General features: G+C 69.6%; 19 protein-coding genes and 1 pseudogene. 8 read left to right on the forward strand and 12 right to left on the reverse strand.

All coding sequences use genetic code 11. From position 1 onward, the window contains the following. Window positions 1-54 precede the first annotated feature (54 nt). Window positions 55-510 (forward strand): DoxX family protein, encoded by a 456-nt coding sequence (locus tag ABD978_RS09965; protein ID WP_345351946.1) that lies wholly within the window; start codon window positions 55-57, stop codon window positions 508-510. Window positions 511-573: 63 nt separating this feature from the next. Here the strand turns inward: ABD978_RS09965 and ABD978_RS09970 are convergent, their stop codons facing one another. From ABD978_RS09970 to ABD978_RS09980, 3 genes are all read right to left on the reverse strand, one after another. After that, on the reverse strand, window positions 574-903 hold the full coding sequence (locus ABD978_RS09970; RefSeq protein WP_345351949.1) for a hypothetical protein: 330 nt from the start codon (window positions 901-903) through the stop codon (window positions 574-576). A 73-nt stretch (window positions 904-976) separates the two neighbouring features. Continuing rightward, window positions 977-1,825: an SAM-dependent methyltransferase gene (locus ABD978_RS09975; RefSeq protein ID WP_425550689.1), complete on the reverse strand. Its 849-nt coding sequence runs from the start codon at window positions 1,823-1,825 to the stop codon at window positions 977-979. A 69-nt stretch (window positions 1,826-1,894) separates the two neighbouring features. Beyond that, window positions 1,895-2,494: a DUF1266 domain-containing protein gene (locus ABD978_RS09980; RefSeq protein ID WP_345351955.1), complete on the reverse strand. Its 600-nt coding sequence runs from the start codon at window positions 2,492-2,494 to the stop codon at window positions 1,895-1,897. A gap of 260 nt (window positions 2,495-2,754) precedes the next feature. Between ABD978_RS09980 and ABD978_RS09985 the strand changes: the two genes are divergently transcribed. Then, window positions 2,755-3,375: a hypothetical protein gene (locus ABD978_RS09985; RefSeq protein WP_345351958.1), complete on the forward strand. Its 621-nt coding sequence runs from the start codon at window positions 2,755-2,757 to the stop codon at window positions 3,373-3,375. Window positions 3,376-3,405: 30 nt separating this feature from the next. Here ABD978_RS09985 and ABD978_RS43815 read toward each other — a convergent pair whose 3' ends face one another. Next, window positions 3,406-3,939, reverse strand: coding sequence for a GNAT family N-acetyltransferase (locus tag ABD978_RS43815; protein ID WP_425550704.1), 534 nt, complete (start codon window positions 3,937-3,939; stop codon window positions 3,406-3,408). Between the two features lie 249 nt (window positions 3,940-4,188). Next, window positions 4,189-4,698: pseudogene (locus ABD978_RS43820) on the reverse strand (Scr1 family TA system antitoxin-like transcriptional regulator); the annotation flags it as partial. A 68-nt stretch (window positions 4,699-4,766) separates the two neighbouring features. On the opposite strand from ABD978_RS43820, the gene ABD978_RS09995 reads away from it, so the two are divergent. After that, window positions 4,767-4,979, forward strand: coding sequence for a hypothetical protein (locus ABD978_RS09995; RefSeq protein WP_345351964.1), 213 nt, complete (start codon window positions 4,767-4,769; stop codon window positions 4,977-4,979). A 188-nt stretch (window positions 4,980-5,167) separates the two neighbouring features. Then, entirely contained in the window at window positions 5,168-5,602 is a 435-nt protein-coding gene (locus ABD978_RS10000; RefSeq protein WP_345351967.1) for a hypothetical protein, read from the forward strand. Here the strand turns inward: ABD978_RS10000 and ABD978_RS10005 are convergent. From ABD978_RS10005 to ABD978_RS10015, 3 genes are all read right to left on the reverse strand, one after another. Then, window positions 5,578-5,907, reverse strand: coding sequence for a hypothetical protein (locus ABD978_RS10005; protein WP_345351970.1), 330 nt, complete (start codon window positions 5,905-5,907; stop codon window positions 5,578-5,580). The genes ABD978_RS10000 and ABD978_RS10005 overlap by 25 nt on opposite strands. 213 nt (window positions 5,908-6,120) lie before the next feature. Then, window positions 6,121-7,719: a hypothetical protein gene (locus ABD978_RS10010; protein ID WP_345351973.1), complete on the reverse strand. Its 1,599-nt coding sequence runs from the start codon at window positions 7,717-7,719 to the stop codon at window positions 6,121-6,123. Between the two features lie 291 nt (window positions 7,720-8,010). Then, window positions 8,011-9,051, reverse strand: coding sequence for a CU044_5270 family protein (locus ABD978_RS10015; protein ID WP_345351976.1), 1,041 nt, complete (start codon window positions 9,049-9,051; stop codon window positions 8,011-8,013). 92 nt (window positions 9,052-9,143) lie between these two features. On the opposite strand from ABD978_RS10015, the gene ABD978_RS10020 reads away from it, so the two are divergent. Further along, window positions 9,144-10,343, forward strand: a complete 1,200-nt coding sequence (locus ABD978_RS10020) for an RNA-guided endonuclease InsQ/TnpB family protein (protein ID WP_345351979.1) — start codon at window positions 9,144-9,146, stop codon at window positions 10,341-10,343. 46 nt (window positions 10,344-10,389) lie between these two features. Here ABD978_RS10020 and ABD978_RS10025 read toward each other — a convergent pair whose 3' ends face one another. Beyond that, window positions 10,390-10,932 (reverse strand): RNA polymerase sigma factor, encoded by a 543-nt coding sequence (locus tag ABD978_RS10025; protein WP_345351982.1) that lies wholly within the window; start codon window positions 10,930-10,932, stop codon window positions 10,390-10,392. 333 nt (window positions 10,933-11,265) lie between these two features. Here ABD978_RS10025 and rsgA point away from each other — a divergent pair, with 333 nt between their 5' ends. Continuing rightward, entirely contained in the window at window positions 11,266-12,354 is a 1,089-nt protein-coding gene (gene rsgA, locus ABD978_RS10030; protein ID WP_345351985.1) for a ribosome small subunit-dependent GTPase A, read from the forward strand. A 158-nt stretch (window positions 12,355-12,512) separates the two neighbouring features. Here the strand turns inward: rsgA and ABD978_RS10035 are convergent, their stop codons facing one another. Then, complete coding sequence (locus tag ABD978_RS10035) at window positions 12,513-12,707, reverse strand: DUF5999 family protein (protein WP_345351988.1); 195 nt, start codon at window positions 12,705-12,707, stop codon at window positions 12,513-12,515. A gap of 148 nt (window positions 12,708-12,855) precedes the next feature. Continuing rightward, complete coding sequence (locus tag ABD978_RS10040; protein ID WP_345351991.1) at window positions 12,856-13,623, reverse strand: IclR family transcriptional regulator; 768 nt, start codon at window positions 13,621-13,623, stop codon at window positions 12,856-12,858. Between the two features lie 157 nt (window positions 13,624-13,780). Here ABD978_RS10040 and ABD978_RS10045 point away from each other — a divergent pair, with 157 nt between their 5' ends. After that, window positions 13,781-15,001, forward strand: a complete 1,221-nt coding sequence (locus ABD978_RS10045) for an ABC transporter ATP-binding protein (protein WP_345351994.1) — start codon at window positions 13,781-13,783, stop codon at window positions 14,999-15,001. A gap of 57 nt (window positions 15,002-15,058) precedes the next feature. Here the strand turns inward: ABD978_RS10045 and ABD978_RS10050 are convergent, their stop codons facing one another. Then, window positions 15,059-16,063, reverse strand: a complete 1,005-nt coding sequence (locus tag ABD978_RS10050) for a LacI family DNA-binding transcriptional regulator (protein ID WP_345351997.1) — start codon at window positions 16,061-16,063, stop codon at window positions 15,059-15,061. Window positions 16,064-16,519: 456 nt separating this feature from the next. Here ABD978_RS10050 and ABD978_RS10055 point away from each other — a divergent pair, with 456 nt between their 5' ends. Further along, window positions 16,520-16,750 carry a transcriptional regulator gene (locus ABD978_RS10055; RefSeq protein ID WP_345352000.1) on the forward strand — a complete coding sequence of 77 codons (231 nt, stop codon included), beginning with the start codon at window positions 16,520-16,522 and terminating at the stop codon, window positions 16,748-16,750. The last annotated feature ends 23 nt before the right edge of the window (window positions 16,751-16,773 follow it).

Genomic DNA, 16,773 nt, shown 5'->3' on the forward strand with positions numbered 1-16,773 from the left:
TGGCGGGCGGCTTCGTGACCGCGGGCCGCGCTCAGGTCAACCGGGAGGTCACCCATGAGTACGAGTCGGTTCCACGGTCCGATCCTGTCCCTGTACCGGGTCGTGGTCGGGCTGCTGTTCGTGTTCCACGGCGCAGCGTCGATCTTCGGTGTGTTCGGCGGCAACCGCGGCACCGGTCACGCCATCGCGGCCGGCACCTGGCCGGGCTGGTACGCCGCCCTGATCCAACTGGTCTGCGGCGGACTCGTCCTGGTCGGGCTGCTGACCCGCCCCGCCGCGATCCTCGCCTCCGGCTCCATGGCGTACGCCTACTTCACCGTCCACATCAAGAACGGGATCATCCCGCTACAGAACGGTGGCGAGCCGGCCGCGATGTTCAGCTGGGCATTCCTGCTGATCGCCGTCTTCGGCCCCGGCGTGTGGGCCCTGGACTCGATGCTCCGCCGCCCGAACCGGGCGGTCGCCGCCCGGCCCGCCGACTCCCAGCCCGACGTCGCCGCGACGGCGTAAGGACTGATCGACGACGGCCGTGGCCGGTCTCCCATCCGTGCGGACGGGAGACCGGCCGTGGCGTCACCGCCGGGTCAAGGTCACGGGGACGGTGGATCCCCGGCCGGGGCTGATGCTCACCGAGAAGAGATGTGAGCCGCTGTCGTAGCCGACCTGACCGACGCTGCCGCCGGAGGCCGTCACCGACACCGGGGTCGGGGAGTACCCGTGCAGCGTCACCGGGCCGTCTCCCTTGGCGAACGCGACCGTGGCGTGGATCGTGCCGTTGTCGGACAGCGACCGGATCCCCCAGCCGGGAGTGGCGCGGGCGGTGACCGTGACGACCGGGGCCTTGGAGAACCGCGCCGAACTCCTGGGCGCGATCGCCCTCGCCGTCCGGCGCGCCGGCAGCACGACCGCGCCTGCGCCGGCATGACGAGCCGTCCTGCCGAGGCGGTGGTCTTCTCGTGCACGGTGGCCGCGAGACCTACGGCTTGCGGCCGACGCCCGCGTAGAACCAGGTCTGTACGGCCTCCTCCATGGAGACCGGCCGCTCGGGACGCCACAGTGGCGCCCACACCAGACCGGGGTCGGCCAGCGCGAAGTCGCCGAACAGGCCCGTCACCTGCTCCCGGGTGCGAGGCGTTCCGGGAGCGGAGGTCTTCCGGTACACCTCGACGACCTTGGCGACCACGTCGGGCACGCCATCGGCCGAGGCGTGGGTCAGGGCCAGGTGGCTGCCCGGGGCCAGCGCGTCGCGCAGCTCCGCCATGATGCCGTGCGGGTCGTCCTCGTCGGGGATGAAGTGCAGGGTCGCCACGAGGAGCATCCCGACCGGCTTGTCGAAGTCGAGCAACCGTCTCATCCGGACGTGTTCCAGGATCTCCGAGGGCCGCCGCAGGTCGGCGTGGATCATCGTGGTCTGCTCCGCGTCGGCGAGCAGCGCCCGCCCGTGCGCGACGACCTGCTCGTCGTAATCGACGTAGACCACCCGGGCGTCGGGGTTCACCGAGTGGGCGATCTGGTGCACGTTCTGCTGCGTGGGCAGGCCCGTGCCGATGTCGAGGAACTGGTCGATGCCCTGCTCGGCCATGTACCGCACCGCGCGTCCGATGAAGGCGCGGTTCTCCTTGATCAGATTGATCAGGGTGGGATCGGCTACGACGGCCTCCTCCGCGCGTACGCGGTCGGCCTCGTAGTGATCCTTCCCGCCGAGGTAATAGTCGTACATTCGGGCGATATTCGGCACATTTGCATCGAACCCGCCTGGCCGAGGTCCCTCGCCCGTCACCGCTTCTCCCTCTTGCCCCGTTCCGTGGGTCAGTGCGAGGCGCATCGTACTTTACAGGCGCTTTACCGACTTGACCGCCGTTACCGCCGGGCCTCCCCGTGAGCCCGCGCGGTTCTAACCTCGCGGCTGGTCGGGCTCACCGATCGCTCGCCAGGCGACCGTGTTCCAGGGGCTGTCCGGCGCTTCGAGGAGGGCCCGGAGGTGTTCGTCCGAGACCTTCTGCGGTGCCGGAAAGCCCTCGTCCGGAGTGCCGCGCAGCGTGCCCATCCACACCATCCGGCCGAGAAGGTAGTCGTCCGCGTACTCCTTCCATGACCCGTACGTGGCGGCGGTCGGCTGCACGACGTTCCCCAGCAGCCGCCAGGCCTCGGCCTCATCCAGATGCCCGGCGGCGAAGGCGTTCCGGGCGACGTCCACGTAGAGCGCCACGTCCCAGGCCAGCGGCGAGACTCCGAACCGCTCGGCGACCTGAGCCCGATAACCGGTCTGTGCCAGGCCGCTGAGCGCCGTCAGCACATCGCCCTGCGAGGAGACCTCCCAGTTCTCGGCCAGCCACCGCCACGCGCGCTTGTCGTTGATGCGCTTGAACGGATACAACGTCGTCCGTGACGCGTCGGACCCCCGGTTGACCGGCGCGCACAACGACACGATCCAGAGCTGATGCATCGTCAGCGGAACCGGATATTTCTCTTCGACCTTCGGCCCCCGCAACATAACGGCACACATTACGCGAACCGCCGGTGCCACCCGCCGAAACCGACATACGGGATCACCTGCCCGGCGGCTGCCCTGGCGAGGTTTTCAGCGGCGTTCCGCCTCAGCAGAAAATTCTCCTGTGAGTAGACGCCGCGAAGCGGAGGCACCAGTCCGTGACCTTCGAGGTGTTCCGTGCCTGCTGTGCGGCATGCCGGTTCGAGCCGTCCCCATGTCATGAGAAAGTGGGCGATCGGGCACTGTCAGGAAGGAGCCGAGCAGTGGCGATGATCCGGGTGCCGGTGGATGCGCTGTGGGTCCGCCGCATGGCGGAACTGGCGGACGCGCCGTGGTCTGAGGAGGCCCTCATCGCCGCCTTCGAGCGGTTCGGCTGGACCGGCGCCGTGCAACGGTCCGAGCCCGACGGTCCGCCCCGGCTTCCGTGGTGCGACTGGGCCGATCTTCTCCCTGAACAGGGCGGACGGACGACCTACAGCGGTTGGACCATGTACTTCTACGAGCCGTCGGACGCGGACAGCCTCCTGAACGCGGGGATCGCGCTCGTCTGCGGAAGTTTCTGGCCACCATGCGGGGAGGACGACACAGGTGTCCCCGATCCCTTCGCGGCCGCCGGCCGGGACGAATTCCTCAATAACGACGAGTGGGCCGTCTGGGTCACCGACCCCACAGCTCGGCGCGCGGAGTTCGTCGCGGAGTTCGATCGCATCGAAGCGCTTGCACGCGACGTCTGCGGCGAGCCCACCAGAACCCTGCGCGACGAGCGCGGTATCGCCAGTATCTGGGAGCGTGGCGGCGCGGCACTCTCGCTGATGGCCGAGCCGAACGAATGGGACTACGAGGCCTACGACTGGATCACCCTGCGGGTGATCCCCGTCCCCTGATCCCGTGGCAACGTCCCCGCGGCTCCCGCGTCACCAGGCCGCGCCCTCGCGCCAGTCGGAGATGAGTTCACCGGCCAGGTCCAGGGGCGCTCCCAGCGGAAGGACGTGGACGGCGCCGTCCTGGTCCGCGGTGCGTCGGATCCCGGTCGGCGTGAGCACCGAGGTCGGCCCTTGCCACGCCTTCCACCCGCGAGCCTGGTAGAAGCGCACGGCCCGGTCGGAGGCGCCGAGCGCTCCCAGCTCGTACGCGCCGCGCAGCAGCCGTTCCAGGGCGTCCATCACGATCGCGCCGTACCCGTGGCGGCGCCGGTCGGCGCGCACCCCCACACACTCGACATAGCCGGTCCGCAGCGCCCGCCTGTCATGCAGCAGCCGCCGCTGAACCAGCGACGCGTGCCCCACGAGCTCGGAACCCTCCCACGCCAGAACGTGCATCCCGCCCAGCGCGTGATCCCAGTCCTGGTCGCTCAGATCACCCTCGAACACGTCCTCGAGGAAGGCCCGGACCGTCTTGAGGAGGGCGACGTCCAGCTCCCCGGTATGCGCCGTACGTAGCTCGATCATGGCCCCATCCTCACCGCGCCCCACCAACGCCGACAACCACCGCCGTCTGAACGAGCCGTCGGCCGCAGCCGAACGTCCGTGCCGACGAGGCCGGCGCATCTGCCCCCAGGCCGGCGTACCCAACGCTCGGTGAACGCGGCAGGCAGCGCGCGATGTGCGGCATTCGCCCCGGTTCGCACTCGCGTTTTCCGAGCGTTCGGTATGCCACCCCACGCCACCGCGCCCAAGAACACCAAAGATGATCGCGTGAAGAGCTGGTGGCCGGTCGCGGTCGAAGATTCGCTGTCGGGTCATGCGGATTCCGACCGCGCGCTCGAGCTCGCCGGGCGTTAAGGCCTGCCCCGGGATCTGGTTCACCGCTCGGGCGTAAGTCGGCGCCTGGAGGAGACCGGGTATCAGGCGCGTTTCGAACATGCGGATTCCTAGCGCTCGCTGTTCGAGATCTACGAAGTCACTGAAAGAAGAGCTGTCGTCTTGGGCCTTCTTGGAGAGTTCGGTCATGACGCCGGGGAGGTTGAAGAGGGCGTCGGCGTGTTCGCCGAGGCCGGGTGGGGGCTTGCGGCGGCCTTGCTCGACGGAGGCGACCGTCCAGACGGACCAGGGGACGCGCTCGGCGAGTTGTTCGCGTGGCCAGCCCATGCGCTCGCGGTGGCGTCGTAGTTCCGTGCCGAAGTAGGAGACGAAGCCGGAGGAGTTCGCCATGGGTACGGGCTCCTTGTACGCGTCGGGGGAGAGCACAGGAGTACGAGCTGCAGTCATTCCGCAGCGTAATCACTCGGTGACATCATCGTCAGGCGGATGGAAAAGTCCGATCACGGGAGGTCACCGTGCTGATGAAAGTCGAGGGCGTCTACGTCTCCACGTGCGCCCATGTCCCTGAGGACACCCCACTGCGGGTCGTCCACCACGCGGACGAGGAGATCACTTCCGTGCGGTTCGGCGAGGACGAGCTTCTCGTCGTCGAACTCGACGACGGAATGGTCCCCACGCTCGTCGAGGCTCTCCAGGGCGCTCGCCGGGTCGAATCCGAGCCGGCCTGATCGGCGGCCGGGGAATCCGAGGGTGGGGCGTACCCAATGCTCGGTGAAGGCGATATTCAGGTGGCGGCCTGCGGTATTCGTCCCGGTCTCTGACCGCGTTCTTCGAGCCTTCGGTACGCCCCACACCGGCCGAGCCATTCCTTCGAGGGAATCGCGTAGGTGCAGGTCAGCGGCGCACACTGCCGTGCATGAGCAACGAACTCGATGTCAAGGAACTGGCCGACCGCTATATCGCCCAGTGGAACGAGCCCGATCCGGCGGCGCGCAGCGCGATGATCCGCGAACTGTGGGCGCAGGACGGACTCCAGGTTCTCGTCGACCCGCCCCAGGAGATCCGCCAGGCCGCCACCGACCTCGCGTTTCCGGTGCCGCCGTTGGAGGTTCGCGGCCACGCCGCCATGGACGCCCGGGTGACCCGTGCCTACGAGATGTTCGTCGCTCCGGGCGAGCACGTCTTCGAGGCCGCCGCGGAGGCATGCGTCCTGCTGCCCAACGTGGTCGGCGTCCGGTGGTCGATGACGTCGACGCGCAGTGGTGAGGCCGTCGGCGGCGGTCTGGACGTACTGGCCCTGGACGACGACGGCAGGATCCGCGCCGACTACCAGTTCATCGGAGCGAGCTGATGCGCTTCGTCGAGATCATCCGTACCGAGGGCGGCGGGTCGGCCTTCGAGGAGGGCGAGATCGCGCTCGCCGAGCAGCACGTCGCCGAGGGGGTGCCGCCCATGGCGGTCGGCGGCCTGCCGTCCGCGGGTGGGGTGTCGTTCCTGCGTAGTGCCGAGTTCGACAGCGCGCCGCACCCGGCGCCGCGCGAGCAGTGGGTGGTAATGCTGCGCGGGACGATCGAGGTGGAGGTCAGCGGCGGTGACCGGCGCCGCTTCGGCCCGGGCGACATGGTCCTCGCCGCCGACACCGAGGGGCGAGGCCACGTCACCACCGGCGTCCCACCTGGCGCACCCGCCGGCGGGGAGCGCGGCGTACGTAATGCTCGGCGAAGGCGGGATTCGGGCGACGGCTTGAGGCGTTCGTCCCGGTCCGCGACCGCGGTTACCGAGCGGCCGGTGCGCCCGCGCCGGTGGGCGAGGCCGGCGCCCCGTCCACCAGCGGTGAGATCATACGAGATTGGTCGAACTTGCCGTGGATCAGGGGGCGAGGCCGTAGGCGTGGATGACGGTCTGGTCGACGGTGCGCCCGGTCGTGTCCTCGGCGACGGCGCGCAAGGACACGTATCTCCCTGCCGAGCCCGGAGGGTTCTGCAGAGTGGCCTCCCAACCTTGCCCCGTGTTGTACACGGGGACGTCCTTCCAGGTGGTGCCGTCGTCGTAGGAGGCCCGGAGGGTGAGCCGGCGGACCGTGGGCGTCGGTGCGTACTGATCGGTTCGTACGCTGAGAGCGAGGTGCTGGGTGCTTGTGGGGGCGCGGTTGTCGTCGTCGAGACGGGTGCGGTAGAGCACCGACAGCAGGGGCAGGGGCGCCCAGTCGCCGCTCGGGGCCTGGGCGGTGAACGTCCAGACGATGTGCTGGCGGGTGGCCAGGTCCGACCAGGGGGCTTGCCGCTCGGCGTCGGTGGTGACCTTGTAGGCCGCTTGCCCGGGTCCACGCCCGGGCGCGGGCAGGGTGAACTCGCCGTAGCCTGGCTGGTCGCTTGTGGCGATGACCTTGCCGTCGGCGGCCTGGAGCGTCGTCTTCCCGGTGACATGGTCGAATGGGGCGATGCCGGAGTGGGCGTCCCAGGAGCTGAGCATCGGTATCCAGAACTGGACGGTGCCGTCGCTCAGCAGGGTGTTGAAGTCGGCGCCCGGGCCGAGCGGGCCGGTTGTCCGGTCGCGGGTGTAAGCGCCCGCGCGCGGGAACTGTTCCGAGGTCGCGGTGACGCTGGCTTCGATGAGGTCACAGTCAGCGCCGATGTCGGTGTCGGTCTCCCAATCGGCGCCGGGGCTGAAGTATTCGGTGCGGGTGGCGGGTAGTGACCCGACGCCTACGTAGAACCCTGTGGTGAAACCTCCGCCCGGCCAGTGGGCGCCTGCGTGGGTGCCGGCGCATGCGGGCCGGCCCTGGCGGGCGTAGCGAGTGTTCACGGTGGCCAGATCGGCCGTGCGGACCCGGAGGACGGGGTCGGACGGAATGACGTCCTGGTCCGAGGCACTGCCGGCGATATTGTAGATGTAGGGGCTGCCGGTCACGGCGCCGTCTTTGGTCAACCGGCCTTGCAGCAGCAGCCGTAGCCCTGGAGCTGGACCGCTGGGCGTGATGTAGGTGGGCTGCCCGTTCAGGAAGATGCTCGCGGTGGTGCTGGTCTCGCCGCCGATGGTCTGGACGACGCGCGCGTATCCGCCACCGCCGTCACCGCCGGTCAACCGGGCGTCCGGGCGATCGACGTTGAGCGACATGGGGCGGCCCTCGCGGGCGTCCAGGACCACGGTGCGGTCCTGGTCGAGGACGAACCGTGGCAGGTAGACGACGGTGAGAGATTCCCCGCCGCCCGGTTCCGGCGTGGACACTCCGGCCTCGACGACGTACTCGCCGGGCGCGAGTTGGCCGGTGAAGTGCCCGTTGTCCAGTTGGCCGTACCCGTTCGTCGCCCCGTCCAGCGACCGGAAGATCACATACTGGGCGTCGGCGGTCTGCGGCGCTTTCCCGTCGCGGTCCAGCACGTCGACGGTGACGGTATGCGTGTCGTCCGTGGCGATCGCGGGTGCGCCGCGCGCGGGGAGTCGCTTGGCGCCATTGAGGGCGCCCATGACATCACCGGGTCGACTCAGGGTGGGGACGGACCCGCCGGTGACGGTGATCCCACGGTAACCGTGGGGAAAGACCGGCTGATGTGGCGCCGGTTGCGGTGGTCGCGTCGAGCGGGCCGCGGGTGCCGCCTGCGCGGGGCCCGCTGAGACAAGGGCCGCCGCCAGGGCGGTCGCGAGCACGGTCGGTCGTTTCTTCACGAAAATCCTTTTCCTGCCGCTGTGGAGCGGCTACGAGGCTGTTCGACGAAGACTCGGAACGGCCGAGCCGATGGCTTGGCCGATCCGGCGGGGTCAGTGGGCGGGTGGGTGGTCCGCGACGTCCACCGAAAGGAGTGCGGCGGCGTACGTGACGGTGCCCGCCGCAGGCCTGAAGCCGACCTTGGGCAGCCGGTAGGGCGTCGCTCCCGGGTACGGGCTGACGAGCTTTCCGCCGGCGGGCGGGCCGGCGATGCTCCGGGTCCCGAGGTACTGGTAGGTCCGCCGATCGAAGATCATCTGGTGGTGTCCACCGATGCCGTCGGGCACGGAGATGGCGATGCCCGCTCGCCCGACGGCGTCGGTGGCCGTGCGGTCGATCGCCGCGCCGGGCAGGTCGCCGAGGACCTCGAAGATCGCGGCCCGGAGCTTCGGCGGAAGGTACTGCTCCATGATCAGGCCCTGAATTCTCTTCCACCGCAGCTCGGGCCGAGGCGCGCCGGAGTCCATCGTGTCGATGGCCTTCAGCAGCTCGGCCGGATCCGTCGGCAGCGACCGGAGTGCCGCGGTGCTGCCCGGCGCCGGGGCACCTGCCTGGTGGTACGCCCGCAGCGGATCGTCGCAGCTTCGGCCGGGCGGGCAGGGACTCTCCCTCAGGAGACCGGTGCGGTGCCCGTCGACCGACAGCCACAGCTCGCGATTCGTGCGCGGCAGTTTCTCGTGCGTGTAGTGGCCGTTCTTGTCGAAGACGTCGGCCCCTACGGTCACCTCGACCGACTTCACGTGGATGAACTGGTCGTCGCGCGGGTGCAGGTCGGGCTGCTTCCGGGCCGCCGCGGCGACCAGGCTCGTCACCTGCGCGACCTCGGACGCCTGGATGGTCGACGGTCCGGCGGGGCCGGAGCCGCCGCGGGTGAGCACGATGGCGCCGGCGGCGACCGTGGCGGCCACGCCGCAGGCCACGGCCGCTCTGATCACCGGACGGCGGCGGACCCGGGGCTTGTTCCGTGTCACGTCCAGGGCCGTGACATCGGCCAGCAGCTCCCGGGCGGCCGACCGGTCCTCGAACCCGGCCAGGGAATCGTCGCGGACGTGGGCGATCGTACGGACCAGGTCGTCGGTGGGATGAGGCTTCATTCGTCGCGCGGCGTGGAGACCCCGGCCGTCACGCCGGGAAGAAAACGCCGCTCCCTCCTCGGATTGTCGGTGGTGGTGGTTAGGGTGCGGGCATGCGGTTCCGGCTTACGCCCACGCCCGCTCAAGAGCAGGCGCTGCTGGAACACTGCTCGCACGCCCGATATGTGTGGAATCTCGCGGTCGAACAACACCAGCACTGGCGACCGGGGCGGAGAAGCGCGCCGGGCTACACGGAGCAGTCCCGCCAACTGACCGAAGCCAGGAAAGAGTTCTCCTGGCTGGCGGCGGGCTCTCAGACGGTGCAGCAACAGGCGTTGCGGGACTTCGCCCAGGCCATGGCGAACTTCTTCGCCGGGACGCACCGGCGGCCCACCTGGCGTAAAGCAGGTAAGCATGAGGGGTTCCGGATCGTCGGCAAACGCGGCTGCCACTGGGACGTACGCCGCCTGTCCCGCAAGACGGGACAGGTGTGGATCCCGAAGGTGGGCTGGGTCCGGTTCCGTTGGTCCCGCGAGGTCACCGACGAGGCGAAGTCCTTTCGGGTGAGGCGAGATCGGGCGGGGCGCTGGCACGCGGCGTTCGCCGTGATCCCGCCATCGGTCGACGGGCCCGGTACCGGGCAGGTCGTCGGTATCGACCGTGGTGTGGCCGTCTCGGCCGCCCTTTCCACCGGCGAGCGACTGTCGGCGCCCGGCCTGCGCAACACGGAAACGAACCGTCTGCGACGGTTGCAGCGCCGGTTGGCACGCGCGGAGCCGGGGTCGAACCGGCGGGCGCGGGTGAAGATGGCGATCGGCCGGTTGAAGGCGCGTGAGACCGACCGGCGTAAGGACTGGGTGGAGCAGACCTCCACCGCCTTGGCCCGCCGCTACGACGTCATCCGGGTCGAGGATTTGAAGATCCGAAACATGGTGCGGTCCGCGCGCGGCACTCCCAACGCGCCGGGCACGAATGTGCGGGCCAAGGCCGGACTCAACCGCTTGATCCACGCGGCCGGGTGGGGTCTGCTGGTAACCCGCCTGGAGCAGAAGGCGCCGGGCCGGGTGGAGAAGGTCAATCCTGCGTACACGTCTCAGATCTGTCATGCCTGTGGGTATCGGGCTGCGGAGAGCCGTGAGAGCCAAGCGGTTTTTCGTTGTCGCGCCTGTGGGCATGTCGATCATGCGGATGTGAACGCGGCCAAGAACATCAGAGACATCGCCGTCGGGCGGACGGTGACAGCGCGGGGAGCCCTCCAGCCGCTGGGCGGGGCTATGAACCGCGAACCTCAACCTGTTCTCACCTCCGGGTAGGAATTGGGTTGGAATCCCCCGCCGATAGACGGGGAAGGACGTCAAGTCAGGGATCCCCGTTCGCGCTCAGGGCTGCCTGGTTCATGGTCAGGGGCTTCAGCTCGATTCCCGCCGCGTGGAGCGCTCGGGAGAAGCGTTTGCGGGCCCGGTGGAGCCGGACCCGCGCGGCGCCCTTCGAACAGCGGAGGACGGCGGCGAGGCCGGAGTGGTCGAGGCCTTCCCAGGCGACGAGACCGAGCAGCTCCCGGTCGTCGTCGGACAGGTCCCCGAACGCCCGGCGGATGGCCGGCGCGTCGGAAGGATCCGCGACGACCGCGGCGATCTCGTCCTGGAGCGACGTGGTCCGCAGCCGCCGCCGGGACTCCCCACGCCGCTGGTTGGCCAGGACCCGGCGCGCGACGCCGTACAGCCAGAGCCGCGCCTTCTCGCCGGCGGGTACCTCGTCGAACCGCCGCCAGGCGACGGTGAAGGTCTCCGCGACGACGTCGGCCGCGTCCTCCGGGGAGGAACAGCGCCGCAACGCGTATCCCAGGATCGGGCCGTACATCGCGGCGTACATCTCCTCGAATCTGGCCTTGCGGTCATCCATCGAAAGCCCGGTGGCCGGAATGCCGAGGTCGCACTCGTCTCTCCTTCACTCAGGGGGAGGGGAACACCCCCTACGTGTCGAGAACACGTCGAGTGTTACGAGCGGGATTAATTCAGATGCTCGCCGCTCGAGTCGGGTGTTATGGTCGGCCCGACGGCGTACGCGAGCGAGAGCCGATGAAGGGGTGAGGTCGATGACCGTCTCAATGGTCGCTGCCATGCGCAGTACTCGGTCCGTCCTCACGTCCGGGGTCCTCGGCTGACCTTTCCTTCCGCGCGGCTCGCCGTCCTGTGAGCCGCTTTCGCCGGGACCCCCTCTCTCAAGGGGTTCACGTTGTCACACTCTTCTTCCTCCGGGCACGACTCTTCCTCCGGGCACGACCTGGCCGGCTATGGCTGGGACGATGAGCGCGAGCGATCCTTCACCGCGTACCGCGCGAAGGGGCTGGTGCCCGGCCGCGTCATCGGCGTCGACCGGGGGCGGTGCGACGTCGTCACCGAGCACGGCGCCGTACGGGCCGGGACGTCGCTGGTGCGGTCGGCCGATCCGGTGGAGCTGCCGTGCACCGGGGACTGGGCGGCGCTGCGGCCCGGGCGTGATCCGGAGCTGGCGGCTCTGCTGCCGCGGCGCGGCGTGATCGTCCGTTCGGCGGTGTCGCGGTCCTCGCACGGTCAGGCGCTGGCCGCCAATGTCGACGTCGCGGCCGTGGTGGTCTCCGCCGCCGTGGACGTCAAGCCGGGTCGCGTCGAGCGGCTGTTGGCGCTCGCCTGGGAGGGCGGCGCGCTCCCGGTCGTCGTCCTGACGAAGATCGACGAGTCGGCCGACCTGGCGTGGACGGTGGCCGAGGTACGGCGGTCGGCGCCCGGCGTGGAGGTCGTCCCCACCAGTGCCGTCACCGGCGAGGGCATCGACGCGCTCCAGGCCGTGCTCACGGGCACGGTGGTCCTGCTGGGCCCCTCCGGGGCGGGCAAGTCGACGCTCGGCAACGCGCTGCTCGGGGCCGCGGTCCTGGAGACCGGCGCCGTACGGGCGCAGGACAACAAGGGACGGCACACCACGGTCCGCCGCCAGATGGTCCGGCTGCCGAACGGCGCGGTGCTCATCGACACTCCCGGACTGCGCGGCGTCGGGCTGCTCGACGCGGAAGAGGGGCTGCGGCGGACGTTCGCGGACGTCGAGGAACTGGCGCGGGAGTGCCGGTTCGGTGACTGCGGCCATGAGTCGGAGCCCGGCTGCGCGGTGCTGGCCGCGATCGCCGAGGGCGCGCTGGACCGGCGGCGACTGGACGGCTACCGCAGACTTCAGCGGGAGAACGCCTGGGCGGCCTCCCGCGCCGACGCGCGGCTGCGGAAGGAGCGTGCCGATCGCTGGAAGGCGATCACCAAGTCCATGCGCACCACCACGCGCGATCGGCGGCGGTAGCGGTAATGAACGCCAGGGCCGACACGGTGGGCATGCCCGCCCCGGCGTTCACTCAGGGGATCCCGGGGTGTCAGCGGGGGCGTCTGACGCGGGGGTGGCCGCACCGGACCCTGCGGGGTCCGTCGCAGGCCTCTTACTGTGATCCGCAGGATGAAGGTCTAGGCGGCTCGTACGAGGAGCCCTCGGTGGTCGGGGACGCTGCGGCCGTCGGGGAGCAGCTCGCCGGTGTCCTCGAAGACGATGACACCGTTGCAGAGGAGTCCCCAGCCCTGTTCGGCGTGGTAGGCGACGAGGCGTGCAGCGTCGTGGTCGGGGGCATCCGCCGGTGGGCACGGCGGACGGTGCTGACACATCGCGGGTTCATCCCCTCTCACTGGTGGTACTAGTCGTTCTCATTCACCAGCATGCATCGTGTCCGGCGCTACCGAATTGGGGAAAATACCCGGTTGACTACCTGAACCGCGTAGGTAGGTGTACGTAGGTCCGGGGCGGTGGACGCGGTCAGGGATGGATCAGGTGGTACGCGGCGTACTCGATGCGTTCGCGGGCCTGCAGCAGCAGCGCCGAGATCTCGCGTTCGCGGACGTCGTCGAGGCGGATCGCGGGGATCGACACGCTGATCGCGTCGCGCGCGGGCCGCTGGAGTCGCAGGGCGACGCCGAAGCAGCAGACGCCCGGGGTGTTCTCCTCGCGGTCGACGGCGTGGCCGCGTTGGCGGATCCGGCGGAGCTCGACGCGGAGATCGTCGCGGTCGGTGATCGTGCGCTCGGTCTGACGCTCGAGGTCCGCGGGGAAGACCGGATCGGGGTGGTCGGCCAGCAGCGCCTTGCCGAGTGAGGTGCTGTGCGTCGGCACGCGCCGGCCGACCCGGATGACGGGCCGCAGGTTGTGCCGGGACGGCCGGGAGGAGAGGTACACGACGTCGTGGTCGTCGAGGCGGCCGAAGTGCACGGTCTCGCCGGTGACCTCCGCGAGCCAGTCGAGCGTCTCGTGGGCCATGCCGACGACGGGGTCGCCGTCGATGTAGGACGCGCCGACGAGCAGGGCCCGCATGCCGATGCGGTAGAGCGTCCCCGTGGGGTCGGTCTCGACCCAGCCGAGCTGGACGAGGGTCCGCAGCAGGGCGTACAGGCTGCTCTTGGGATAGCCGAGCTCCTGCTGGATCTGGGTCAGGCTGTACATGCCGCCCTGACGGGCGAAGAAGTCGAGCAGCGCGACGGTCCGCGTCGCGGACTTGACGCCCGGCGCGGTCCTTTCGGATGCGTCCATACGGCCTCTCCCGAGCACCTGGCCTGCGCTTACGCGCGGCCCGGCGACCACGCCGGAGCCAGGGGACAGCTTAGTCCTGTTCAGGTCTTGTTCATATATGCGAACACTGGCTATGGTTGTGGACACTTTTACCGGTCGATGCTCGGAGGATTCCCCTATGGCGAAGATCGTCCTTAGCCATGTGGTCAAGGCCTACACGAACGAAGTGAAGGCGGTGGACGACCTCAACCTGGAGATCCAGGACGGGGAGTTCATGGTGCTCGTCGGCCCGTCCGGCTGCGGTAAGTCGACCGCCCTGCGGATGATCGCCGGCCTGGAGGACATCAGCGACGGCGAGATCTCGATCGGTGACCGGGTGGTCAACAACCTGGCCCCCAAGGACCGCGACATCGCGATGGTCTTCCAGAACTACGCGCTCTACCCGCACATGACGGTCGAGCAGAACCTCGCGTTCGGCCTGCAGCTGCGCGGTACGCCGAAGCCGGAGATCAAGAAGCGGGTCAACGAGGCCGCCAAGATGCTCGGCCTCGACCAGTTCCTCAAGCGCAAGCCGGCCGCCCTGTCCGGTGGTCAGCGGCAGCGTGTCGCGATGGGCCGGGCGATCGTCCGCGAGCCGCAGGCGTTCCTGATGGACGAGCCGCTGTCGAACCTGGACGCCAAGCTCCGCGTGTCCATGCGCGCCTCCCTCAACCAGCTGCACGACCGGCTCGGCGTCACCACGGTGTACGTCACGCACGACCAGATCGAGGCCATGACCCTCGGCGACCGCGTCTGCGTGCTGCGCGAGGGCAAGCTGCAGCAGGTCGACACCCCGCAGAACCTCTTCGACAACCCGGTCAACCTGTTCGTCGCCGGGTTCATCGGCTCCCCGGCCATGAACTTCGTCACCGCCGAGCTCGTCCGCGACGACGGCCCGGCCGTGGCCTTCGCCGGGTACAAGCTGCCCGTGCCGGAGTCGGTCCTGGCGGGCCGCCCCGGCCTGGACGACTACTTCGGCCGGGAGGTCATCCTCGGCGTCCGGCCGTCCGACTTCGAGGACGCCGGTAACAGCCCCAACGAGTGGCCGACGATCCGGGTGCACGCGGACGTCACCGAGGAGCTCGGCAGCGAGATCAACGTGATCTTCACGATCGACGCGCCGCCGGTCGAGCACAAGGACACCGCCGACCTCGCCCACGACGCCGACGAGGACGACGCGGCCATCCCGCTCGCCGAGAACAAGGCGCTGTGGACCGCCCGCGTCAACCCCCGCTCGCGCGTGCGGCCCGGCCAGGACCTCGACCTGTCGATCGACACCAGCCGCCTGCACTTCTTCGACGCCGGCACCGGCCTGGCCATCGGCCACATGGAGGCCGCCACCGCCGCCGCCACGGCCTGACGACCGTTCGTCCCGGGACCTCCTTCCCCTCGGGGGACGGAGGTCCTCGGCGTGCGCTCAGGCGGACTCACGGACGACGAGCTCGGGGGACAGGACGACCTGCCGGTGGTCGTGGTGCTCCGGGTCGCCGGTCTCCGCGAGCGCCAGCTCGGTCGCGGTACGGCCGAGGTCGACGCGCGGCTGGCGCACGGTCGTCAGCGGCACGACGGCCGTGGCGGCCAGGTCGATGTCGTCGTAGCCGACCACGCTGATCTCCGTGGGCACCTTCACACCGGCCCGTACGAGTTCGTTGACCAGTCCGATCGCGAGCAGGTCGTTGCCGCAGAAGACACCGGTCGGCAGGGGGTCGAGGCCGAGCAGCCGCACCGCCGCCGCCTGGCCGGCCGCGGCGGTCATCTCCGCCTGCTCGAACGTCGTCACGTCGTGCCGGCTCAGCCCGGCGTCCAGCGCCGCCCGTGCGGCGCCGTGGTGACGCTCCCGGACCGGTCTGGCGGACAGCGGGCCGGTCACGATCGCGAGCCGGCGGTGCCGCCGGGTCAGCAGGTGGCGGGCGGCCAGTGCGCCGCCCGCGCGGTGATCCGCCGCCACGGAGCAGGCCCGGACGCCGATCCGGTCGAGCAGCACGACGGCGAGGCCGCGGCCGTGGAGTTCGGCGACGCGTTCCTCACCGAGGTCGAGCGGGCTGATCAGCACCCCCGAGACGTTCTGCTCCTCCAGGAAGTCGAGACAGCGCTGCTCCTTCTCGCGGGAGCCGTCGCTCGTACACCACAGCGCGTCGAACCCGTCGGCGTTCATCGCCGCCTCGGCGGCCCGGCCGACCTCCGTGAAATGCGGGTTGGTCATGCTCGGGAGAACCACCCCGAGGACGTGACCGCGGCCCTGCCGGAGCTGTCGCGCGGTCTCGTTCCGGACGAAGCCGAGCTCGCCGATGGACGCCTGGACGCGTTCACGGGTCGCTTCGGCCACGAGATTTGGCCGATTTAGGACATTCGAAACTGTGCCCACCGAGACTCCCGCATGGATCGCCACATCTCGGATGCTGATGCGCGTCAACGCTTCCACCTTCCCGGTGAGTGCGATTTTCGCAGGTCGACGAGGGTGAACAACTGTGGCCGATGTGTTATGTAGCGGAACGAATACATGGCTGTACGCGGCGTAACATGCCAACCCTTGACGGTGTGAAGACGGCCGCTTAGCGTTCCGGAGCGGAGCGCAGCTTGAAACGATTCACGATCTTGCCGGATCGCTGCGCGAAAGGATGGGGGCGAGGGCGCACACATGACCTCATCCGGACACGCCGAAGTTGGTCCCGGCAGCATCGCCGGGACGTTTCCTCGCTCACCCGAGGCGACGTTCCCGCTCAACTCTCCAACGTATGAATCGTTACCTGGAGTTCCCGCGTCGCGCATCCCCATGCGAACGGGCGGCCAACTCCGGTCAAGTGCGCTCCGGCCTACCCGTGCCCATGCGGCGATCGCCGCATCCCCGCAGCCATCACCCGGGACGAGGGAGGACGGAGTGGAACAGGCCACACTCACCCGCCGTGGCACCGACGATCCGCGTCTGAGCGAGGATGAGCTCCGCTTGCTCGCGCAGATCGCCACAGGCGTCACAGCAGATGTGGCGGCGCGGAAACTCGAACTCAGCGCGCGCACCTTGCGGAGGAGGCTGCGATCGATCTGTGACCGACTCGACGTGAACACCCCCATCGAGGCCGTCGTCTGGGCGGCACGGCGGCAGCTGATCTGACCAGTGGGCCCTACCGACTAGGG

Source organism: Actinoallomurus liliacearum, assembly GCF_039542035.1.
Lineage (GTDB): Bacteria > Actinomycetota > Actinomycetes > Streptosporangiales > Streptosporangiaceae > Actinoallomurus > Actinoallomurus liliacearum.

What these genes read in the sequence shown, in the direction of transcription:
- ABD978_RS10025 (WP_345351982.1), bottom strand. Translation starts at nt 10,932, where the DNA reads ATGGATGACCGCAAGGCCAGATTCGAGGAGATGTACGCCGCGATGTAC.
- ABD978_RS10000 (WP_345351967.1), top strand. Translation starts at nt 5,168, where the DNA reads ATGAGCAACGAACTCGATGTCAAGGAACTGGCCGACCGCTATATCGCC.
- ABD978_RS10035 (WP_345351988.1), bottom strand. Translation starts at nt 12,707, where the DNA reads ATGTGTCAGCACCGTCCGCCGTGCCCACCGGCGGATGCCCCCGACCAC.
- ABD978_RS10010 (WP_345351973.1), bottom strand. Translation starts at nt 7,719, where the DNA reads ATGGGCGCCCTCAATGGCGCCAAGCGACTCCCCGCGCGCGGCGCACCC.
- ABD978_RS10020 (WP_345351979.1), top strand. Translation starts at nt 9,144, where the DNA reads ATGCGGTTCCGGCTTACGCCCACGCCCGCTCAAGAGCAGGCGCTGCTG.
- ABD978_RS09965 (WP_345351946.1), top strand. Translation starts at nt 55, where the DNA reads ATGAGTACGAGTCGGTTCCACGGTCCGATCCTGTCCCTGTACCGGGTC.
- ABD978_RS43815 (WP_425550704.1), bottom strand. Translation starts at nt 3,939, where the DNA reads ATGATCGAGCTACGTACGGCGCATACCGGGGAGCTGGACGTCGCCCTC.
- ABD978_RS10045 (WP_345351994.1), top strand. Translation starts at nt 13,781, where the DNA reads ATGGCGAAGATCGTCCTTAGCCATGTGGTCAAGGCCTACACGAACGAA.
- ABD978_RS09980 (WP_345351955.1), bottom strand. Translation starts at nt 2,494, where the DNA reads ATGTTGCGGGGGCCGAAGGTCGAAGAGAAATATCCGGTTCCGCTGACG.
- ABD978_RS09975 (WP_425550689.1), bottom strand. Translation starts at nt 1,825, where the DNA reads ATGCGCCTCGCACTGACCCACGGAACGGGGCAAGAGGGAGAAGCGGTG.
- ABD978_RS10015 (WP_345351976.1), bottom strand. Translation starts at nt 9,051, where the DNA reads ATGAAGCCTCATCCCACCGACGACCTGGTCCGTACGATCGCCCACGTC.
- ABD978_RS10040 (WP_345351991.1), bottom strand. Translation starts at nt 13,623, where the DNA reads ATGGACGCATCCGAAAGGACCGCGCCGGGCGTCAAGTCCGCGACGCGG.